Genomic DNA, 21723 nt, shown 5'->3' with positions numbered 1-21723 from the left:
GGCGGCGGCAGCGGTGGTGGTCACGGCGGAGGCAGCGGCAGTGGCGGCAATGGTGGTGGTCACGGCGGCAGCGGCAGTGCCGGCAACAGTGGCAGTGGCGGCGGTGGCAACAGTGGCCACAGCGGCAGTGACCACGGCTCGGGCCACTCCGGCAACACGGCGTCATCCGGTCGCAGCGGCACGCATTCTGAACCCGGCGACGACCACGGTGTGCATCGGTCCGGAGAGGTCGGCGATGACCACGGTGTACATCGCGCTGGTGAAATCGGTGACGACCATGGCGTACATCGTGCCGGCGAAATCGGTGATGACCGAGGCCTGCATGCCGCGGGCGAACCCGGTGATGATCGCGGTGTTCACGTCGGCGGCGAGCCTGGCGATGACAAGCGCGCCAACTGACCCGAACTGAAAGCACCGCAATCCCTGTGGGAGCTGGCTTGCCAGCGATGAGGCCTGGTCAGTTAAAGCATCACTAACTGACCCACCGTTATCGCGGGCAAGCCCGACTCCCACAGGGCTCATCGGTGCCCACCAGTTCACCGCAAAACCTAGAGAGCGACATGATTCTGATCCAGCCGCTCCCGCAAAAACTCGATCAACGCCTGCACCGGCCGAGACGCCTGACGATGCTGCGGGTACACCGCCGACAGCGTCAGCGGTTCCGGCCGAAACTCGTCCAGCACCGGCACGAGCCGCCCATCCTTCAGCGCCGCGCCGACAATGAACGTCGGCAGATAGGTAATCCCCATCCCCGCCACCGCCGCATCCCGCAGCAACTCACCGTTGTTGACGCGCATCCGCCCGGTGACATTCACCAGCAGCGGCTTGCCCTGCCCCGCGTTGAACCGCCACTGCACCGAACGCCCGTGGCCGTATGGCAGACAGTCGTGGCCCAGCAAATCTTCCGGTTTGACCGGCGTACCGCGCTCGGCCAGATACGCCGGACTGGCGCAGTACACCCGCTCGATTGACGCGATGCGTCGGGCGATCAGGGTCGAGTCCTCCAATACGCCAATGCGCAACGCCAGGTCGTAACCCTCGCCCAGCAGATCCACCGGCCGGTCGCTCAAGTCCACCTCCACCGTGACCTCGCGATAACGCTGCAGAAACGGCGGCAGCAAGCAGCCCAGATGCGCCAGCGCGAACGACAGCGGCGCACTCACGCGAATCGCCCCGCGCGGCTCAGCAGTCTGCCCGGCAATGCCCTGCTCCACCGACTCCACTTCACCGAGCAAACGCAGCGCCGACTCGTAATAGCTCTGGCCCAGCGGCGTCACGTCCAGGCGCCGGGTCGAACGGTTGAGCAATCGCACGCCCAGGCGTTCCTCCAACTGCATCAGGCGACGGCTGACGAACTGCTTGGACAAGCCCAATTGATCGGCCGCCGCCGTGAAGCTGCCGGAGTCCATCACCTGGCAAAAAATACGCATGTCTTCGAACGGGTTCATTGTCACTCTCTGGTTGACAGTTAAACGCTTTATAGCCGCTTTTTCACTTTCCGGCACCTCATTAATCTGTGCTCACGGTGTTGCTGAGGCCTGAAGCCCAGCGCCACAGCAGCCCGATCCCAAGGCATACAAAAACTCAAACGACTTAAAAAGGAATTGCACATGAACATCAAGAAAACCCTCGCCGCTTCCCTCCTCGCCCTGTCCATCGGCAACGCCTTCGCCGCCGAAAGCACTGGCGTCGAACACAACACCCAGGCCTTCCTCGACGCCCTCGCCGCCGGCGGTGGAAAACCGCTCGAGCAACTGAGCCCGAAAGACGCCCGTGCGGTGCTGACCGGCGCCCAGGCTTCGGTGAAGGTTGACCTGTCCGGCGTTGAAGTCAGCGACAAGGCGATCAAGGTCGACGGCCAGACGATCAACCTGAAAGTGGTGCGTCCGGCCAAGGTCAAGGGCGAGTTGCCGGTGTTCATGTTCTTCCACGGTGGCGGCTGGGTGCTGGGCGACTTCCCGACGCACCAACGCTTGATCCGTGATCTGGTGGTGGGTTCCGGCGCGGTCGCGGTGTACGTCGACTACACGCCGTCGCCGGAAGCGCAGTACCCGACCGCGATCAATCAGGCTTACGCGGCAACCAAATGGGTGGCCGAGCACGGCAAGGACATCGGAGTCGACGGCAAGCGTCTGGCGGTGGCCGGCAACAGCGTCGGCGGCAACATGGCGGCAGTCGTGGCGCTGATGGCCAAGGAACAGAAAACCCCGGCCCTGCGCTTCCAGTTGCTGATGTGGCCGGTGACCAACGCCGGGTTTGATAACGGCTCGTACCAGCAATTCGCCGAGGGCCATTTCCTGACCAAGGGCATGATGCAGTGGTTCTGGGACAACTACACCACCAACCCGGCCGAGCGTGCGCAGATCCATGCCTCGCCGCTCAACGCCAGCGCCGAACAGCTCAAGGGCCTACCCGCCGCGCTGGTGCAGACCGCCGAGTTCGACGTGCTGCGTGACGAAGGCGAAGGCTACGCCCGCCACCTCGACGCGGCCGGTGTAGCGGTGACCTCGGTGCGTTACAACGGGATGATTCACGACTTCGGCCTGCTCAACCCGCTGAACGGGATTCCTGAAGTGAAAGCCGCCGTGCGCCAGGCCGCAGCGGAACTCAAGACCCATCTGAACTGAGTGCAACTCCTCGCCACACCTTCGGGTGTGGCGTTTTCTTTTGTGCCCGCCGGAGTTCACCTCATGAGCCTTTTTTCTGCCCACCTGCTGTCCTGGAGCGCCCTGCTGCTGGTGCTCGACACCTTGCTCTGGCATCTCGTGCCGTTCAAGCATCGTGCGCAACGGGTCGCTGTGCGACTGGTGCTGTTTCTGGGCTTCAACGCACTGGCCATCAACGCCGGTGTCAGCCCGTTGCAGGCGCCGTTGTTCGCCGATGACCCGGTGGCGCAACTCGGGGCGACAGCGCTGGGGATTCTCTGGTGGCTGTACGCGGCGCGGGTGCTGACCGAAGTCATCGGCTTGATCCTGATGCGCCGCATCGGCCACAGCGGCCGGCTGTTGCAGGACGTGATCGGAGCGCTGGTGTTTCTGGCGGCCATCGTCGCGGCGGCCGGTTATGTGCTGGATCTGCCAGTCAAAGGCCTGCTCGCGACTTCCGGCGTGGTGGCGATCGTCATCGGTCTCGCGCTGCAAAGCACCTTGGCCGACGTGTTTTCCGGCATCGTGCTTAACACCACCAAGCCGTATCAGGTGGATGATCTGGTGGTCATCGACGGCGTCGAAGGCAAGGTGCTCGACATCAACTGGCGCGCCACGCATCTGCTGACCAGCACCGGCACCCTGGCCGTGGTGCCGAACTCGGTGGCGGCCAAGGCCAAGATCGTCAACCTCAGCCGCCCGAACAACCTGCACGGCGTGTCGATCAGCATCAAGGTGCCGAACCACATCCGCCCGCGCCGGGTGCTCGATGCCCTCGACCGCACGCTGCAAGGCAGCAGCAGCCTGTTGCTGTCGCCTGCACCGAAAGCCGTGTTGAAAGAGGCCGGCGACGAAATGTCGGAATACGTGGCCAGCGGTTTCATCGCCGAACTGGGCAAGAAAAGCGACGTGCGCAATCAACTGTTCGACCTCGCCCACCGCCATCTTGAAGCCGCCGGCATCTCGCGGCATCCGGACGGCGTGATCGAACCGTCGACCCGCGCCCGCGCCCTGCTCGATGAAGTGAAGATCTTCCGCTCGCTGAGCCACGAGGAACGCGATCGCCTCGCCGAATCGATGGTCGCGCAGCAGTACAGCGCCGGGCAGGTGGTGCTCAATCTGGAGGAGGTCCCGGACAGCCTGTTCGTCATCGCCACCGGCGTGGTCAGCGCCAGCGTACCGGACGGCAACGGCTTCACCGAGGCCGGGCGCATGGGGCCGAGTGAGGTCATGGGTGAGCAAAGCATCCTCGCGGACACGCCTTCGCAAGCGACGTTTACCGCGCTGACGTCTTCGATCATTTATCGCCTCGACAAGAACCTGACTCGCCAGTGCATGGAACAGCGCAGTGAAGTGGGTCGGGCGTTGAACAAGTTGCAGGCAGTGCGGCAGCAGAACAGTCGGCTGGCGTTGATGGCCAAGCCTGTGCCGGTTCGCAAAGGTGGATTTCTGGGATGGTTGCAGAAGCGATAATTCACCGGGCTTTCAATCTTCTTTAACTTCAAAATCCAACCCCCTCACCCCAACCCTCTCCCCCAGGGGGCGAGGGGGAAAGGGAGCCGATCTCGGTGCTTTTCAAAACCTGAGTTCGACTCGATTTTTCAGGTCGATGTACCTCGAAAGAACAACTCGGTCAGCTCCCTCTCCCTCCGGGAGAGGGCTGGGGTGAGGGCTGGTTTTCGAAGTGAAAATACACACTCACCAACACCGCAAAAAAAATGCCCGCTCTTCAGCGGGCATTTTGTTCAGCCAATTACTGGGCAGTGAACTTGGTGTAGCTGTTGATCAGGTTGCGATAGTTAGGCAGACGCTGCGACAGCAGATTCGCCAGGCCTTCCATATCGTTGCGCCAGTCGACTTGCAGCTCGCAGGCCACAGCAAACCAGTTCAACAGGTGCGCGCCGGCAGCCGACATCCGCGCCCAGGCAGCCTGCTGCACGGTGGTGTTGAAGGTGCCGGAAGCGTCGGTCACCACGAACACTTCAAAACCTTCAGCGATGGCCGACAGGGTCGGGAACGCTACGCACACGTCAGTCACCACACCGGCGATGATCAGTTGCTTGCGGCCAGTAGCCTTGATGGCCTTGACGAAATCTTCGTTGTCCCAGGCGTTGATCTGGCCAGGGCGGGCAATGAACGGCGCGTCCGGGAATTGCTCTTTCAGCTCAGGCACGATCGGGCCGTTCGGGCCGGAATCGAAGCTGGTGGTGAGGATGGTCGGCAGGTTGAAGAACTTGGCGATGTCGCCCAGCGCCAGCACGTTGTTCTTGAACTCGTTCGGCGAGAAATCCTGTACCAGCGAGATCAGACCGGTCTGGTGGTCGACCAACAGTACAACGGCATCGTCTTTGTTCAGGCGGCTGTAAGGAACGTTGCTCATGTGAAACTCCTCGATGGATGGTTGTTGCGGGGAGCGCCGCTCACACAGAGCGGCGCTTTTCAAAAGGATCAGAACGCGAAGCAGGAGCAACCGAACGCGCCCCAGAAACCGGCGAAGTCGCTGACCGGCGCATTCGACATCCGCGCTTTTTCATGGCTGTGGGTATGCACCGCGCACGGGCCGCTGCACTGGTGCACCTGGGCCTGCAAGGGCGAATTCGGGCGCCAGTGGCCCGGGACTTTCACCACCGGCGACCAGTCCGGCAGCACCGGCAATGCACGTGGGCCGAGGTCTTCGAAGTCACCGGCGGCGTAAACGATCTTGCCGCCGACCACGGTCAGCACCGACTCGATCCACTTGATCGCTTCTTCTTCGACATGGAAGAAGTCCGCGCTCAGCGCTGCCAGGTCCGCCAGTTGCCCGACCTTGATCTGGCCCTTCTTGCCCTGCTCGGACGAGAACCAGGCACTGCCGTGGGTGAACAGTTCCAGCGCGGTGGTGCGTGGCAAACCTTCTTCGTACAGCGCCAGACCGCCGACGGTGCGACCGCTGACCATCCAGTACAGCGAGGTCCACGGGTTGTAGCTGGACACCCGCGTGGCATCGGTGCCCGCGCCGACCGGCACGCCTTCGGCAAGCATGCGCTTGATTGGCGGTGTGGCTTCGGCGGCTTGTTTGCCGTAACGGTCAACGAAGTATTCGCCCTGGAACGCCATGCGATCCTGAATCGCGATGCCGCCGCCCAGTGCCCTCACCCGCTCGATGTTCTGCGGGGTGATGGTTTCGGCGTGGTCGAAGAACCACGGCAGGCCGTTGAACGGAATATCGCGGTTGACCTTCTCGAACACATCCAGCATGCGGCTGATGGATTCGTTGTAGGTGGCGTGCAGACGGAACGGCCAGCGCTGTTCGACCAGGTGGCGCACCACCGGCTCCAGTTCCTGTTCCATGGTTTGCGGCAGGTCCGGGCGCGGTTCGAGGAAGTCTTCGAAGTCGGCTGCCGAGAACACCAGCATTTCCCCGGCGCCGTTGTGGCGCAGGAAGTCATCGCCCTGATGCAACTTGACGCTGCCGGTCCAGTTCTGGAAGTCGGTCAGCTCTTCTTTCGGCTTCTGGGTGAACAGGTTGTAGGCGATGCGCACGGTCAACTGGTCGTCTTTGGCCAGTTGTTCGATCACCTGATAATCGTCCGGATAGTTCTGGAAACCGCCGCCGGCATCGATGGCGCTGGTCAGGCCGAGGCGATTGAGTTCGCGCATGAATTGGCGGGTCGAGTTGACCTGATATTCCAGCGGCAGCTTCGGCCCCTTGGCCAGCGTCGAGTACAGGATCATCGCGTTCGGCCGCGCCACCAGCATGCCGGTCGGGTTGCCGTTGGCATCGCGCACGATCTCGCCGCCCGGCGGGTTCGGCGTGTCGCGGGTGTAGCCGGCGACGCGCAACGCGGCGCGGTTGAGCAACGCACGATCATACAGGTGCAGGATGAACACCGGGGTGTCCGGCGCTGCCTGGTTGATTTCCTCGAGGGTCGGCATGCGTTTTTCGGCGAACTGGAATTCGTTCCAGCCACCGACCACGCGCACCCATTGCGGGGTCGGCGTGCGGTCGGCCTGATCTTTGAGCATGCGCAGCGCATCGGCCAGCGACGGCACACCTTCCCAGCGCAGTTCGAGGTTGTAGTTCAAGCCGCCACGGATCAGGTGCAAGTGCGAGTCGTTGAGGCCGGGAATCACGCAGCGGCCCTTGAGGTCGACCACTTGCGTACCGGCGCCGCGCAGGGCCATGGCTTGCGTATCGTTACCGACGACGACAAAGCGGCCGTCCTTGATCGCCACGGCACTGGCGAGGGGTTTTTCGCGGTCTACCGTATGAAATTGGCCATTGAACAGAATCAGATCGGCGTTCATCGCAGTTCCTTCGAGATAAGTGAAACGGAGCCCGGACCCGCCGCTTCAGCGCAGCGGATTGGCATTGGATTCGGTTTTTTTGCGTGACTGACCGGCTTCCAGCCACGGCGCGAACAGACGGGTCACCGGCGGCATGAACACGTAAACCACCGACACCACGATGGTCAGGGTGATCAGGAACGTGGCGACCACGTAGTTGGAGAGAAAGGCATTGAGTTGCAGCAACGGCCCCCAGATCAGCGGCACCAGCAAGGTGTGCGGCAGAATCACCAGCAGCGTGACCACGGCCTGCTTCCAGCGCGGTGGCGGTGAGCCGGCCTCGGCCGTCGGCGTGAACCAGAATTCGTTGGCTGCGTTGACTTCGGTCTGGTCGCCGTCGGCTAGCATCGGCGCCGCTTCATCGATCAGCTTCTGACGCTGCGGCGAATCGAGCCAGCGCTGCATCGCCTCGGTCGAGCAATAACGCAGCACGCAGGTGAACAGTGCGAGCCCGCCCTGCTGGCTGCGCATCACGTCCACGCCCAGATGCCCTTCTTCGCGCCCCGCCACGCTGACGATATTGCGCAGCCAGGCTTCGTAAGGCGCTTCAAAACCGGCCTTGACCCGGTGCTTGACGATCAGCGTCACGGTTTCTTCGGGTCCCGGTTTTTTCAGGGTCTGGGCATCAGGCATAACGGAGCACTCCGGGCAAACGAACATTGAGCGCCAGCCGTCCCGGCCCGGCGATCAGAACAGTGGTGAAGAGGATCAACAGCAACCAGCCGAATTGCCCTTCGGCCACACTCCATTGCGGATGCACGAGCAGCAACGCCACCAGCAGCACAAAGAGAATAGGCAAGCACGCCAGACGCGCCAGCACCCCGGCGACGATCAGCAGCGGGCAGAGGACTTCGGCGAAGATCGCCAGAATCAAAGTGAGGTGGGCACCGAGGTGGAACGGGTCTTCGATCAGTTGCAGCTGCGCGGTGAAGTCCAGCAGCTTGGGCAAGCCGTGGACGAACAGCAGAAACAACCCGCCGGTCACCCGCAGGAACAGCAGGCCGAGGTTTTGCGCCTGGTCATTGCGTTGTACAGCGTTCATGGGCCCACCCTTGATCAATCATTGCAGGGAATAGTGCAATGATTGATCGGGGGGGAAATTGGATGGGTGTGCTCTCTTTGCTCTTGATCGCCCGCTCTATCGAATCGTGTACTGACGCAGGACAAAAGCCTGAGCCGTTGACGAATTCGCGACGGTGTCCAGATTGACCCTGAAACGCAGGGTCAACGTGCTGCCGGGGCGCAGATCCTTCAAGTAACTGAACAAAACAATGACGCTGTAACCGTTATTGAAGACCCAGCTCTGGTTGACGGTAACGTTGCCCGTCCACATCGCGAGATTATGGGGGGCACCGTTGATGTCTTCGCCCTCCAGATCCAGCCAGAGTGACTGCAATCTCGCAATATGCGGCCATACACCAAAGCGCAAGGTTGCGCCGCCCTGCACGCTGGCCAAGAACAGGTCCGACGTACCATTGGCCTCGAGAAAAACGGGAGGAATGAACCGGTCCGCCGGGATCATCCCCACATTCAGATGAATAGGCCCCAAAGGCACGGGCTGAGCCGTGCCGCGATCATATTCGGCGCTGACCGTGACCCGCTTGCCCAGGCTGAACGCCACGAGCGTAAGCGGCAAAGGGATTCTCCTGGGACGCGTGGGGCCGGCTGTGAGGGTATTGGTGGTGTGTGAGCCCGCCGCCGGAGTCCCCGGCGCAGCAGTCCAGCGGACTCTGATCCGGTCGTTGGGCTGCATGTCGTAATTCACGACAGCCGTCAGATTCATCTCTACCGCCAACGGATCAACATTGCCATTATCGGGCGCCTCGGCAATCGTCACCTCGAGGTTCTGAATGACGACCTTGATTCGCCTCGGACTGGACGTTCCCCCGCTGCCATCCGCCAAACGAACCGTGAACGAATGCAGGCCTCCGGTCAGTGCCTTTGCCAAATAGGTCCAGATACCGCCCACTGCGTTGACGGTGTCCAGAAAAGTTTGACCATCAAAGACGTCTATCGCGCCGAAACCACTACCGCTCAGGGTAACGCTGGTGTAGCGGGTGTCTGCGCCATCGGGGACTTCACCCTCGGCATCGGTGACCGACGATATGCCGGGCGTATTGGTTGCAACTGTATTGACGGTGTAGTTCCGATGGGCAAATGCCTGGGCCTCGGAAAGATCCGGACTGTTTTGCAGCCCGGCCCAGAATCTCATCGTCAGCACGCTGCCATTTTGCAGACCTTGCAGCGGTGCAGCAGGTACTCTTTCCTCTTTATATCCCAGACTGAATCCATTACCGACGACATTCTCCGGTGCTTTCCAATACCAAGCCTCCCAGACACTGCCGTCGGGCTTCACACCTGTAAGCCGGAGCCAGAAGAACTGCTCGCGCCTGCTCAGCAGCCATGACCTGATACGCAATGTAACCTCAGCCAGTTCGCTCACATCCAGGTGAGTGCCCTCACCTTCGTCGCTTGCCTCCTTGATCACCGGCAGGGGCAGATCAAGTTGGTTGATGAGCGGTATGTAAAGCGGCAAAGTTTGTGATTCCACAGACGGTTCAGTGCCACGGTGAAGCGTGTAAAAGGCTCTGACAGTTAGCCCGAGATTAAATGCTACCAATGTGGTGTCAATGTGGGTCGTAAAAGGGCGTTTGAATCCGCCGATCGGGATTCGCGGCGACGTATAGGAACCGGGACCTGGAGTTCCTGCCACCTTGATCGTAATAAAGTCCCCTGGCAACCAAGGGAAGTCGATTGTTACCGTCAGGTTGTACCGGGCGGCCGCTGGCACCAGGAAACCCTTCGAACTTTCTTCAATTGCCAGTGGTGGCAGATCGTCACGGGTGAGCGCAGGAATCGGCGTGTCCATATTCACTTCCCTTGATAGCTGGCCGCTTCGGCATTGGCCCATCAAACACGGGAAGACGAGCACGCACCACTGTCAGAACTAACAGGTTGCGGGTTGATTCAGACGAACGGCACGCTTAAACCACCGGAATATCCAGCGTCACCGACATGAACTGACTGATCCGCGACCGCAGCCATTTCTCCGCCGGGTCGTTGTCATGCACCCCGCTCCACGCCATCGACAGTTGCGCCGCATCGATGGGAAACGGCGGATCTTCAGCCCGCAACGCACAGCCTTCGACCAACGCACACGCCGCGTAATCCGGCACGGTCGCGATCATCTCGGTACCCGCCAGCAGCGCGCGCAAACCGCTGAATTGCGGAACACCGAGCACCACGCGGCGGCTGCGACCGACCTTGGCCAGGTCCACGTCGATGTTGCCGCTCAGATCGCCGGAGAACGACACCATCGCATGGGGTCGCTCGCAGTATTCGTCGAGGGTCAACGGGCCTGGCCGGTTGTCGCCGCGCAAGACCTTGCAGGGAATGTCGCGCAGTTTCTTGCGCTTGGCGTTGGCCGGCAGATCGGTGGTGTAACTCACGCCGACGGAGATTTCCCCGGAGGCCAGCAACGTCGGCATCAGCAGGTAGTTGGCGCGGCGCACCACGACCACGATCCCCGGCGCCTCTTCCTGCAACTGTCGCAATAGCGGTGGAAACAGACCGAACTCGGCGTCATCCGACAGGCCGATGCGGAATACGTCGCAACTGGTGGCCGGATCGAATTCCTTGGCCCGGCTGACCGCGCCGGAAATCACGTCCATCGCCGGTTGCAGTTCCCGAAGAATCGCCAGCGCCCGCGCCGTCGGTTCCATGCCCCGGCCATTGCGCAGCAACAACGGATCGTCGAACAGATCGCGCAAGCGGCCCAGCGCCGCGCTCACCGCCGGTTGGCCCATGAACAGTTTTTCGGCGACGCGGGTCAGGTTCTTTTCGAACATCAGTGCCTCGAAAATCACCAGCAGGTTCATGTCGACGCGGCGCAGATCGTTTCGGTTCATGGAGCACGTTTTCCTTGTTTGAGCCTGACGTGAAAGATGGGCACTTTACTCGATGAGCGGTACTTTGGCCGCGCGTTTGTAGGGACCGTATTCGACCGGCACCCACTGGAAGTGTTTGTCGACCGCGGTGATATGGCCGATGCCCGGGAACGGCAAGTGCGCAGCCGTGACCCAGGTCTTGCTGGCCGCCGCTGCACTGAACACCGCATTACGACTCTTGATCGCTTGCTGGCTGTTGACGTCGAAGCTGATCGCCACCTCAGGATGATCGAACTGCACCGCGAGGTTGTGCACCAGATCCCCCATGAACACGATGCTCTGATTCTGTGAAGTAAAACGGTAGGTGGTACTGCCCGGCGTGTGCCCGGCTTCCAGTTTGGCTTCGACCAAGCCCGGCAACGGCGACTGGCCCGCCGCGAATGTCTTGAAGCGCCCGGCGGAGACGTATGGCGCGGTAGAGTCCTGAGCGATCTTGAAGAACTCCCGCGCGCCGGCTGGTGCCTTGGCGAGGGCCTGCGGGTCGAGCCAGTAATCGGCTTCTGCCTTGGCGGCGTAAACCGTCGCATTGGCGAAGATCGGTTGTTGCTGGCCGTCGACCAGTCCACAGACGTGATCCAGGTGCAGGTGCGTTAGCAGAATCGCGTCGACCTGCTCAGGCTTGTAACCCGCTGCCTGCATGTTCGCCGAGAGCTGGCCGGCAGTGGCGCCGATGCACTGGCCCGCGCCGGTATCCACCAGAATCAGTTGTTTGCCGGTGTTGACCAGGAACGCATTGAACGCGGTCTGCACGCCCGGCGTTTCAATCGAGCGACGGGCCAGCAGCGCGCGAATCTGGCTCTGGCTCATGCCCTGCAGCAGCTTCGGCGACAAATCGTTGTAGCCGTCGAACAGCGCCGTCACCTCGTAATCGCCCAGCGCCAGCCGGAAATAACCCGGCGCCTGCGTGCCGACCTGCGGTGCCTGCGCCATGGCGCTGGACATCACACCGACCAACGCCACGCCGATTGCGCCGTTGAACAAACCTTTCATATGCATCCCCTCGAACGAGCCCGATTCTGCGGCCCTTATGGCCCGCTCCCCATCGTCGCCATCCTGCCCGGTTCCCGTCATGGGGACTTGCAGCGGTGTGCTGAGTTGAAGCTGACAGTGGAATTAACAACGTTTAACTCGTCAGCCTTCGCCCCTCGCCAAACAATGAATCCCTCTGCGCAGCGTTGTTTTATTGACCTGAGGGAAAGCGCTGACCGTGCGTTCCCCACCGACACGGACCTTGGCCATGGCTCACTTACAGCAAACCGTCGCCCGCGCCCCTGCCAGCGAACCCCGCAAGACCAGCACCGGCGGCCTCAGCCCGCAGCGCGAGCGGCTGGTGAAACAGCTTATCCTCGAACGCCTCGGCGACAGCCTTGAAGTCACCGAACTGGCCAGCGCCTGCTCACTGTCACGCAGTCATTTTTCCCGGGCGTTCAAATGCAGTACCGGGTACTCGCCGCAAGACTGGATCCGTACCCAGCGCATTGCCCGTGCCAAGCTGTTGATCCAGCAGACCAACCACAGCCTCACGCAAATCAGCCTGGAATGCGGGTTCTGCGATCAGGCGCACTTCTGCCACATCTTCACTCGCAGCGAAGGGATCAATCCGTTTGCGTGGCGTTGTCAGGTCATGAAAAACCGCTGAAGCGGTTTCATCCGCGAGCCATCCGCTGCGCCAGTCGCGCCACCCGCTCGCCCAGGTGCGCGGCGGTTTGTTGGTCCTCCAAAGGCGGTGCCTGCTCGGGCGGTTGCTCGACGCTGGATTGGGACATTGCGCCGAGGGAGCTGCCGAGGCGATTCAACTGGCCGTCGAACACACCTTCGCACGCACGGGCCGGCAGCAGATCGAGCCCGACCCAGATCATCGAATGCTGGGCCGCGAACACCGCCATTTGCAGCAAGGTATTGAGCTTGTCGCCGCACAGGCTGCCGGAATTGGTGAAGCCCGCCGCGAGTTTGTCGCGCCACGGCCGGGCGAGGTAGAACGAGGCCGTGGCCTCCATGAATTGCTTGAACGCCGCCGAGGCGCTGCCCATGTAGGTCGGTGCACCGAAGATGATGGCGTCGGCGCGGTGCAGGTCATCCCAGTGGGCTTCCACGTCTTCCACCGCCAGCAACAGGCAAGTGCTGCCCACGTGGCGCTCCACACCTTGGGCCACTGCCTGCGCAATGACGCGGGTGTGCCCGTAGCCACTGTGATAGACCACCACTACCTTGCTCATCGCAGCGTCCTCCGGACGTATGCATTCCATTGCCCCGGAGTTTTGGCTTTGAAGCGGGCGCGGACGAGTTAATCGTTGTTAATTTTTCCCGGCTGTCGGGTGAGCCGGCACAGGTTCCGGCCTTTAAATACAGTGGTGACGGCACTGGATGCCGAGCGATGCCGGGGCGCGTGCGTTGCGCGCACGTTGCACTGGCGACAAATCCTGAGGAATATGCCCGGATACTGCGGATTAGACGGCTTGCGTGACCCTCGAGTCGATCTCCGCCCTGCCCGTCACGGACTCTTCACCGAGGCGGACCAGGATCATAAAAAACGTCGAAGGAGTGAGCGGTTGAGTCTTTCCCCGAATCAGGCCATCGGTTTCGGCCCCTATCGGATCCACCCCGGCCAGCGGCTGGTGCTTGAAGGCGACCAGCCTTTGCGCCTGGGCCGCCGCGCCATGGATATTCTGCTGATCCTGCTGGCCAACGCCGGTGAAGTGGTGAGCAAGCAGCAGCTGATCGCCGGGGTCTGGCCGGACAGCGTGGTGGAAGACATCAATCTGCGGGTACACATGGCCGCTCTGCGCAAGGCCCTCGGCGACGGTCAGGCCGGGCAGCGCTACATCGTCACGGTGGCGCAGCGCGGTTACAGTTTCGTCGCGCCGGTCGTGCTGCAATCCATCGAACAACGCCCCGCCGCCGCCAACCTTGGCCGGCATAACCTGCCATTGCGGCGCACGCGGATGATCGGTCGCCAGTCGGTGGTCGACAGCCTGATGACACAACTGCCGCGCCAGCGCTGCATCACCCTGGTCGGCCCCGGCGGCATCGGCAAGACCACCGTGGCCCTGCGCGTCGCCGAGCAACTGATCGGCCGTTATCGCGACGGTATTCGGCTGCTGGATCTGGCACCGCTCAACGATCCCGGCTCAATCTGCTCGCACCTCGCCGGCCTGCTGGATCTTTCGCTGCATGACAGCGAGCCGATGGCTTGCCTGATCAACAGCCTGCGCGAGCGGCAGATGCTGCTGGTGATCGATAACTGCGAGCACTTGATCGACGCCGTGGCATTGCTGAGTGAAAGCATTCTGCGTGGCGCGCCGCAGGTGCATATTCTGGCCACCAGCCGCGAAAGCCTGCGCGCCGAGGGCGAGTACGTTCAGCGTCTGGAATCCCTCGATTGCCCGCCGCCGATTGCAGTACTCGACCGCGATCAGGCGATGGGGTTTTCTGCGCTGCAACTGTTCGTCGAACGGGCGATGGCGGCGCACGAACACTTTGAGCCGGGCAACGCTGATCTGCCGTTGATCATCGACATCTGTCGACGGCTCGATGGCATCCCGCTGGCGCTTGAACTGGCCGCAGCGCAGGTGGCGGGCCTCGGGCTGGACGGTTTGCTGAGTCAGCTTCAGGGGCGTTTGCCGGCAGGCAATCAGACGCGCCTCGGTCGGCACAAAACCCTGCGCGCTACGCTGGACTGGAGTTTCAATCTGCTCAACAGCTGCGAACAGACCGGCCTGCGCCGACTGGGTGTGTTTCGTGGCGCGTTCACGCTGGAATCGGCGGCGGCGGTTATCGTCGGTCAGCACATCGAGTCGAACGAAGTGTTTGCGTCGATCACGCAACTGGTCGCCAAGTCGCTGCTCAACGTCGAGGTCGGCGATGAAGAGGTGTTCTATCGCCTGCTCGACACTACCCGCCGCTATGCATTGGAAAAACTCGACCAGGCCGCCGAGCTCGGCGAAACCCGCGAACGCCATGCCGAACGCAGCCTGGCGCTGATGCATCAGGCCCAGGCCGATTGGGAAAATACGGCGACCGAAGTCTGGATCGAGCGCTACGCCCGTGGCCTCGAAGACCTGCGGGCGGCGCTTGAGTGGACGCTGAACGATGAAGGCTCGCGCGCGCTCGGCGTTCGACTGACGGCGACGTCGGCGCCGTTGTGGCAGGAGTTGTCCCTGCTCAAGGAGTACGGCGTGCATGTGCGTCGGGCACTCGCATTGCTGGCGTCATCCGACGAGCCCTGCCCGCGACTGGAAATCGCCTTGAAACTGGCCTTGGGCAGCGCCTGTTACCACACCTGGGGTGGCACACCGGAAACCATCGAAGCCTTCGTCAGCGCTCGCCAATTGGCGCAACGGCACGACGACATGGCCGGCCAGTTGCGCGCAGTGTCGGGACACATGGCGGTCAACCTCAGTTGCGGGCATTACCAGATGGCGCTGGAGCAGAGCGAGCAATTCGAAAGCCTCGGTGTGCACGGCGATGCGCAGTTGTCCCTGAGTACCCATCGCTTGCGGGTACTCGCGCTGCATTACGCCGGCGATCAGCATCAGGCGCGAATCCACGCCGAACAGGTCATTCAGCGCATGGCCCACAGCGGCCACCTCAACCGCTTCACTCACGGTTTCGGCGTGCAATACGACCAGAGCGTCGCCTCGCTGACCGTGCTCGCCCGAGTGCTGTGGTTGCAAGGTTTTCCCGAGCAGGCCTGGCGCACGGCGCGGCAGGCGCTGGACATCGCGGTGCAGATCAACCACGGCACTTCGATCTGCTACACCCTGGCACTCGCCTCGTGCCTGATCGCCCATTACAACGGCGACGTACAGAACGCCCGCGCACTGCTGCAACTGTTGCTCGAACAGGCGCAGAAGCATTCGGTGCTGCTGTTCTACACGTGGGCGCGGCACTACGCGCAAGTAATCGACGCCGACAAGGCCCCCGCCATCCCGCCCGCCGACAGCGGTCTGGTCAGGGAAATCATGGTCACGCTGGATCCGGGTTTCGTTGATGATGCGTTGCTCGAACGCGCGCAAAGTGGCGCGGCGGGATGGAGTACTGCGGAGATCTTGCGGGCCCGGGCCGAGCGATTGCTGGCGGCTGAATCGCCCTGCCATCACACGATCGAAAGCGCCTTGCAGCAATCGCTTGAGATTGCGCGGACACAAGGCGCCCTGGCCTGGGAACTGCGCAGCGCCACGTCGCTGGCGCAGTTGTGGCAGCGTCAGTCGCGTTATCGTGAGGCGCTAGAATTGCTGACACCGATCTACCAGCGCTTCACCGAAGGTTATGCCACCCCGGATTTGCGCAAAGTGCGTTTACTGCTCGACGAACTGCGCGGTCAGTCGGCCGCTTGAAGCTGGCCGGGTGCGACCCAGGTAGCGCGCGTGCCGACGCTCGACATCACTCAGTTCGCCGCCCTGCTCCAGCTGTTCGCGGGCGTAGCGGCGCGTGGTGTTGAGCATTCGGTAGCGCAGCGTCCCGCTGGACCGATCTGTGGTCAGCAACGACTTGGCCGCCAGCTGCTCGACCACTGCCACCAGTGTCGAGGGTGGCAATTGCGCGCAACTGATCACGCCGATGGCGGCATCCAGGGTGAATGCCATCTTGAACACCGACAAGCGTTGCAGCACGCGTTGTTCCTGCTCGCTCAAGCGCTGATAGCTCCAGTCCAGCGCAGCCTTCATCGACTGGTGGCGTGGCACGGCGGTGCGGCGACCGTGACTCAGAACTTGCAGGCCTTGATCCAGTTGGGTCTGAAGGCCGACCAGCGCCAGCGCATCGATCTGCGCCGCCGCGAGTTCGATCGCCAATGGCAGACCGTCGAGCCGCCGACAGATATCGCGCACCGTTTCCAGATCCTGCTCACGCAGACTGAAGCCGTGTTGACGCGCACGGGCACGACTGACAAACAGCTGCACCGCCGAATAGCCCATGACCTCGGCGACACTGTTGAGGGCCGAGGCTTTGGGAAGGGTCAGGGGCGGCAGCGGCTGGAGGACTTCCAGACCGAGACGCAACGGTTCGCGGCTGGTGGCCAGGATCGACAGACGAGGCGCGGCGTCGAGCAGTTTTTGCAGCAGGTGCCGACAGGCTTCGTGCAGATGCTCGCAGTTGTCCAGCACCAACAAGGCGTGGCGCGCGGCCAGGGTGGGGAAGTCGATATCGAGGGTTTTCAGCAGGTGATCGAGGAGCGAAGTGTCTTCGTCGGTCTGCGACAGATCCACCTGCCACACGCCGTCACGAAAATGCTGCAGCAGCAGTTCCGCTGCACGCAATGCCACGGTGCTCTTACCGACACCGGCAGATCCCGTCACCGTCAGGAGCCGGGTCAACGGCAGTTGCCGGACCAGACCACCGACCAGTGAATCACGACCGGTGACCGGCGTCAGCCGTGCGGGCAAGTTGTGTTGGGGTGCTTGCAGGCTTTCGAACACCACTTGGGCGACGCTGTCGCCTTGCACCGGTGCCACGAAGCTGTACCCGCATTGCGGCACATTGACGATGTAGCGCTGACCGTTTTCACCATCACCGAGAGCCCGGCGCAACGCGGCGATGTGCACTCGCAGGTTGATCTCCTCGACCACCGACGTCGGCCACACCAGCGAAATCAGTTGCTCTTTACTGACCACCCGTCCGGCGCGCTCGACCAGCACTTGCAGAATGTCCAGCGCACGACCGCCCATGCGCAATTGCCGATCCCCTTCGAGGATCAGCCGTTGGCGCAAATGGAACGCGTATGGCCCGAAACGCAGGACCGACGCCGAGTTCAATTCGTTGAGGCTGTTCATGTCCGTTATCTTCGCAGGCCTCGATGACGGTACAACCACCACGCGGGGTCCAGCACGGACATCCGGATGCCCGTAACGGACAGAACCGCTCTAGCTGAACTGTTCGCGATATTGCGTCGGGGTCAGCCCGAGCTTTTCGCCGAACAGAAAACGCATGTGCCGCACGCTGCCGAAACCGCTTTTGTAGGCCACGGTTTTCAATGGCAGATCGCTGGTCTCCAGCAGATTTCGCGCGCAATCGATGCGCGCACTTTGCAGGAATTCCATGGGTGTCATATTGACCTCGCGAGCAAACACCCTAGCGAAATGCCGTGCACTCATGTTTGCAAGACCGGCCATGCGCTCGACGGTAAAAGCTTCCTCCAGGTGTTCCAACACATGGTTTTGCACGCGAGTAATCGGGGTTTCCTGGGGCGCCACTGCCGCCATCAACGGGCTGAACTGCGCTTGCCCGCCCTGACGTTTCATGACGACCAGAAGCACCTTGGCCACGTCCTGGGCAATCTTTTTGCCATGATCGCGGGCGACCACCGCCAACGCCATATCGATGCCGGCCGTGACGCCTCCAGAGGTGATCAGGTTGCGATCCTCGACAAAAATCTGGTCGGTGGCGACTTTTGCCTTCGGAAAGCCCTTGATCAGGCGTTCGGTGTAATTCCAGTGAGTGGTCACACGATAGCCGTCGAGCAAACCGGCGTGACCCAGCACGAAGGCGCCTGTACAGATTGAGCCATATTGCCCGGCGCGCGTCACCGCGCCCTGCAGCCAGTCGAGCAACGGCGGGTGTTTTTCGTTGTAGGCGCCAGGGCCACCCGGCACCAGCAGCAAGTCGTAGCGCTCATCGGCTTCGTCGATATGCCGATCGGTGTGCACGAGCACACCATTGGACGCACGCAATGGCCCGCGCTCGGTGCCCAGGGTGGTCAGGTGATAGTGGGATTGCGGTTTCAGGTAGCGGTTGGCAACCGAAAACACTTCCAGCGGCCCAGCCATGTCGAGCAGCAGAAAATCCGGAAACAGCACCATGGCCACGGTCTTCATGGGGGTATCACCAAAATCCATGCAAAGTCATAAGTTCGCGCATTATGGCCAGATACGGTGAAAACGTTGGAAAAGAATGCGTGATCCAGTGCACACAACTGTCAACCAGAACAGGACAGTATTTCAGTTTCCATCTACTTATTGCATCGCAGGGTAACCAGTAACCTTCTCCTTACTCGGACGAATCAACGTCCTGAAAGGAGATTTCATCATGCTGACCCTTCGTAAAGCTTCCGACCGTGGTCTGGCCAATCATGGCTGGTTGAAGTCGTTCCACACCTTTTCCTTCGCCAGCTACCGTGACCCGCGTGAACAGGGTTTCTCCGACCTGCTGGTGATCAACGATGACCGCGTCGCCGCCGGCAAAGGCTTCGGCCAGCACCCGCACCGTGACATGGAGATTTTCTCCTATGTGCTCGAAGGCGCCCTGGAACACAAGGACACCCTCGGCACCGGTTCGGTAATCCGCCCCGGCGATGTGCAACTGATGAGCGCCGGCAGCGGCGTGGCCCACAGTGAGTTCAACCATTCGGCGACCAAGCCTGTGCACTTCCTGCAGATCTGGATCGTACCGGACGTCAGCGGCGCGAAACCGCGTTACCAGCAAGAGCACTTCAGCGAACAGAAAAAACGCGGTCGCCTGCAACTGATCATTTCGCCCGAAGGCAGCCACGGCTCGCTGAAAGTGCGCCAGGATGCACGGGTGTATGCCGGGCTGTTCGATGGCGAGGAAAGCGCCACCCTCAAGCTGCCTGCCAACCGCTATGCCTATGTGCACGTCGCTCGCGGTAGTGTTGAACTGAACGGCGTGCAGTTGAAGGAAGGCGACGGCGTGCGGGTTCGTGAAGAACAGGCACTGACCCTGAGCAATGGCCAGGATGCCGAAGTCCTGGTGTTTGATCTGCGCCCGCAGGAATTGCCGGAAATGCCATAAGCCCGTGGTTTTCATCGCTCGAAAAAAACGGCCTTCGTTGAAGGCCGTTTTTCATTCTGCTGGCAAGCTCATCAGCACTGTCGGCGCAGGGTTTCCAGCCTCTTTCACCGATTGAATCATGGCCAGGGTGGTCTGCATCGTGACGAGCACGTTTGCCTGATTGGCGTAGTAAGAACCCGCGAGTATGGCAACCATTCCGAGAAAATGTACGGCCGTTGCCGCCCAGTAATTCGCCTTGATCGTCGAGACCTGCCTGACGGCTTCGTCAATTCGCTCCAGAGACCTGTCAATGCGAGCCGAGACGATCGCGTAACGCTGGTCGCGCTCCAGATGAGCCTTTTCTTGTTCCAGTCTGACCTTTTCGTAGACTTTCTCTCGCTCGACCCGGGCGGTCTCCCGCTCCTGTCGGGCCGTCTCCAAGACCTTTTCATGCCCCACCCGAGCCTTCAAACGCTCCTGCCGCAGGTTTTCGAGATTCTTCTCGTGCGCCAGCTGGATTCTTTCCTGAGCCTGCTCCCGCTCAAGGCGCACTTTCTCCTGGGCCTCTTCCCGCTCAAGGCGCGACTTTTCCTGAGACTTCTCCCACTCCCGCCGTGCTGCCTCCTGCTCTCGTTTCTGCTCCAGGCGCGCCGCGTCTTGGGACCGCTCACGCTCCACCCGAGCCGCCTCCTGAGATCGCTCCCACTCGAACCGTGCCTCCTCCATAGAGCGTTTTTGCTCCAGCCGGCCCTGCTCCTGACTTTTTTCGAGCTCCAACCGTGCCTGATCCCGCTCAGCCTGTTGGGTCAGAAAGCCATCGATCTTGGCGGACATGGACTCGATCCGTGCATCGATTCTAGTCTCGATGACTTCGATCCTGGCGCTGAATTCGTCTCGCGTTATGTAGTTCATACACTCACTACTATCCGTTTGCCCGGCCATGTCGCTTGCTTGAAATTGGCTGAATTCCCTTGCAATCAATTCCGCACCTCTGACGTTTATCAATACTTCCCTGGATTGATCACCGCGGAGCGTTGCACCTGCTCACTCCGGGTGTGAGAAACGATAGGGCCCGGCCAAAAAACTCACAAGCCAGCGGATTCTGGCGCTGTTGTAGGCAAGATCGTCAGCTGATGTAGCCGTCCTACACGGCATCAAGGACTACTCATTCTCCAGCGCAAACGCTTCGACAATCTGCTCGATCACCGCCCTGACCCGCGCGGTATGGCGCAGATCCGCGTGGGTCACCAGCCACACTTCATAAGGCAACGGCCGCGTACGCTCCGGCCACAGCCTGACCAGACCGTCGCGCTCGCCCATGTAGACCGGGATTTCTCCTACACCCAGCCCGGCGGCAATCGAGCGGCGTACCAGCAGGCTGGAGCTCAGACCGGCGACGATCCGCCCGCGAGTCACGGGTTCAGTCACCAGGGTCAGGTCCTTGTTGCCTTGCAGATACGGCTGGTACACCACCAGATCATGGCCCTCGAACGTACTGCCCGGCGTCGGCACGCCATGGCTGTCGACGTAGGCCTGCGAGGCAAACAGCCCCACCGGCCAACGCGCGATGCGCCGGGCGATCAGGTCCGGATTGTCCGGGCGGGTGTTGCGCACGGCGATGTCCGCTTCACGCTTGGCCAGGCTGAGGATCTGCGTGGAGGCGTCCAGTTGCACGCGCACGTCCGGATGCCGTTCGTGCAACTGCGCAATGGCCGGGATCAGGAAATCGATGGCCAGCGAATCGGTGGTGCTGACCCGCACACTGCCGGTCAGGCGATCGTCCAGGCCTTGGATACGCCGTTCCAGCTCCAGCGCCGAATGCTCCATTTTTTCTACCGACTTGAGCGCCGCTTCGCCGACGGCCGTCAGTGCATAGCCCTCGGAGGTGCGCAGAAACAAGGTCGCGCCCAGCGACTTTTCCAGCGCCGTGATGCGTCGCCCTACTGTCGCCTGATCCACGCCCAGCACGCGCGCGGCACCGCGCAATGTCGACTCGCGACAGACCGCAAGAAACACCCGTGCATCATCCCAGTTCATATCGTTCTCCATTGATGCATAAACGCATCACTATCACGCAAACT

18 protein-coding genes and 1 pseudogene are annotated in these 21723 nt (G+C 61.6%); 6 read left to right on the top strand and 13 right to left on the bottom strand.

Features of this window, described 5'->3' with window-relative positions; all coding sequences use genetic code 11:
• Positions 1-399: pseudogene (locus C1X29_RS29710) on the top strand (hypothetical protein); the annotation flags it as partial.
• 149 nt (positions 400-548) lie between these two features.
• On the opposite strand, the gene C1X29_RS17510 reads toward C1X29_RS29710, so the two are convergent.
• The gene (locus C1X29_RS17510) at positions 549-1448 is read right to left on the bottom strand and encodes a LysR family transcriptional regulator (RefSeq protein WP_064378896.1); all 900 of its coding nucleotides are present in this window, start codon (positions 1446-1448) and stop codon (positions 549-551) included.
• Between the two features lie 162 nt (positions 1449-1610).
• On the opposite strand from C1X29_RS17510, the gene C1X29_RS17505 reads away from it, so the two are divergent.
• Both C1X29_RS17505 and C1X29_RS17500 read left to right on the top strand, forming a co-directional pair.
• Entirely contained in the window at positions 1611-2627 is a 1017-nt protein-coding gene (locus C1X29_RS17505) for an alpha/beta hydrolase (protein WP_102717991.1), read from the top strand.
• Positions 2628-2690: 63 nt separating this feature from the next.
• Positions 2691-4118: a mechanosensitive ion channel family protein gene (locus tag C1X29_RS17500; protein WP_102688416.1), complete on the top strand. Its 1428-nt coding sequence runs from the start codon at positions 2691-2693 to the stop codon at positions 4116-4118.
• A 280-nt stretch (positions 4119-4398) separates the two neighbouring features.
• On the opposite strand, the gene ycaC is transcribed toward C1X29_RS17500, so the two are convergent.
• The 7 genes from ycaC to C1X29_RS17465 form a co-directional block, all read right to left on the bottom strand.
• Complete coding sequence (ycaC, locus tag C1X29_RS17495; protein WP_039771508.1) at positions 4399-5025, bottom strand: isochorismate family cysteine hydrolase YcaC; 627 nt, start codon at positions 5023-5025, stop codon at positions 4399-4401.
• A 68-nt stretch (positions 5026-5093) separates the two neighbouring features.
• Positions 5094-6932 carry an amidohydrolase gene (locus C1X29_RS17490; RefSeq protein WP_102717990.1) on the bottom strand — a complete coding sequence of 613 codons (1839 nt, stop codon included), beginning with the start codon at positions 6930-6932 and terminating at the stop codon, positions 5094-5096.
• A gap of 45 nt (positions 6933-6977) precedes the next feature.
• On the bottom strand, positions 6978-7604 hold the full coding sequence (locus tag C1X29_RS17485) for an antibiotic biosynthesis monooxygenase (RefSeq protein ID WP_102688414.1): 627 nt from the start codon (positions 7602-7604) through the stop codon (positions 6978-6980).
• Entirely contained in the window at positions 7597-8013 is a 417-nt protein-coding gene (locus tag C1X29_RS17480; RefSeq protein WP_085698570.1) for a DoxX family protein, read from the bottom strand. The genes C1X29_RS17485 and C1X29_RS17480 overlap by 8 nt, the downstream gene beginning before the upstream one ends.
• A 96-nt stretch (positions 8014-8109) precedes the next feature.
• Complete coding sequence (locus C1X29_RS17475; RefSeq protein WP_102717989.1) at positions 8110-9840, bottom strand: hypothetical protein; 1731 nt, start codon at positions 9838-9840, stop codon at positions 8110-8112.
• A 115-nt stretch (positions 9841-9955) separates the two neighbouring features.
• Positions 9956-10879 carry a LysR family transcriptional regulator gene (locus C1X29_RS17470; RefSeq protein WP_007956084.1) on the bottom strand — a complete coding sequence of 308 codons (924 nt, stop codon included), beginning with the start codon at positions 10877-10879 and terminating at the stop codon, positions 9956-9958.
• 45 nt (positions 10880-10924) lie between these two features.
• The gene (locus C1X29_RS17465) at positions 10925-11908 is read right to left on the bottom strand and encodes an MBL fold metallo-hydrolase (RefSeq protein ID WP_102717988.1); all 984 of its coding nucleotides are present in this window, start codon (positions 11906-11908) and stop codon (positions 10925-10927) included.
• A gap of 247 nt (positions 11909-12155) precedes the next feature.
• Between C1X29_RS17465 and C1X29_RS17460 the strand changes: the two genes are divergently transcribed.
• The gene (locus C1X29_RS17460) at positions 12156-12557 is read left to right on the top strand and encodes a helix-turn-helix domain-containing protein (protein WP_064595111.1); all 402 of its coding nucleotides are present in this window, start codon (positions 12156-12158) and stop codon (positions 12555-12557) included.
• Positions 12558-12564: 7 nt separating this feature from the next.
• On the opposite strand, the gene C1X29_RS17455 is transcribed toward C1X29_RS17460, so the two are convergent.
• Positions 12565-13134, bottom strand: coding sequence for a flavodoxin family protein (locus C1X29_RS17455; RefSeq protein ID WP_102717987.1), 570 nt, complete (start codon positions 13132-13134; stop codon positions 12565-12567).
• Between the two features lie 333 nt (positions 13135-13467).
• Here C1X29_RS17455 and C1X29_RS17450 point away from each other — a divergent pair, with 333 nt between their 5' ends.
• Positions 13468-16254 (top strand): winged helix-turn-helix domain-containing protein, encoded by a 2787-nt coding sequence (locus C1X29_RS17450; RefSeq protein WP_102717986.1) that lies wholly within the window; start codon positions 13468-13470, stop codon positions 16252-16254.
• Here the strand turns inward: C1X29_RS17450 and C1X29_RS17445 are convergent.
• Both C1X29_RS17445 and C1X29_RS17440 read right to left on the bottom strand, forming a co-directional pair.
• Complete coding sequence (locus tag C1X29_RS17445) at positions 16216-17688, bottom strand: winged helix-turn-helix domain-containing protein (protein ID WP_102717985.1); 1473 nt, start codon at positions 17686-17688, stop codon at positions 16216-16218. The genes C1X29_RS17450 and C1X29_RS17445 overlap by 39 nt on opposite strands.
• A 90-nt stretch (positions 17689-17778) precedes the next feature.
• Entirely contained in the window at positions 17779-18729 is a 951-nt protein-coding gene (locus tag C1X29_RS17440; RefSeq protein WP_102717984.1) for a GlxA family transcriptional regulator, read from the bottom strand.
• A gap of 211 nt (positions 18730-18940) precedes the next feature.
• Between C1X29_RS17440 and C1X29_RS17435 the strand changes: the two genes are divergently transcribed.
• Positions 18941-19663, top strand: a complete 723-nt coding sequence (locus C1X29_RS17435) for a pirin family protein (RefSeq protein WP_085689135.1) — start codon at positions 18941-18943, stop codon at positions 19661-19663.
• Positions 19664-19714: 51 nt separating this feature from the next.
• On the opposite strand, the gene C1X29_RS17430 is transcribed toward C1X29_RS17435, so the two are convergent.
• Both C1X29_RS17430 and C1X29_RS17425 read right to left on the bottom strand, forming a co-directional pair.
• Entirely contained in the window at positions 19715-20476 is a 762-nt protein-coding gene (locus C1X29_RS17430; protein WP_146023261.1) for a hypothetical protein, read from the bottom strand.
• Positions 20477-20803: 327 nt separating this feature from the next.
• On the bottom strand, positions 20804-21679 hold the full coding sequence (locus C1X29_RS17425) for a LysR family transcriptional regulator (RefSeq protein ID WP_102688406.1): 876 nt from the start codon (positions 21677-21679) through the stop codon (positions 20804-20806).
• Positions 21680-21723 lie beyond the last annotated feature (44 nt).

This window comes from Pseudomonas sp. GW456-12-10-14-LB2 (genome assembly GCF_002884345.1).
Taxonomy (GTDB): domain Bacteria; phylum Pseudomonadota; class Gammaproteobacteria; order Pseudomonadales; family Pseudomonadaceae; genus Aquipseudomonas; species Aquipseudomonas paraglycinae.
Note: the sequence above shows the minus strand (reverse complement) of the source record. Positions and strands in the feature narration are given on the sequence as shown.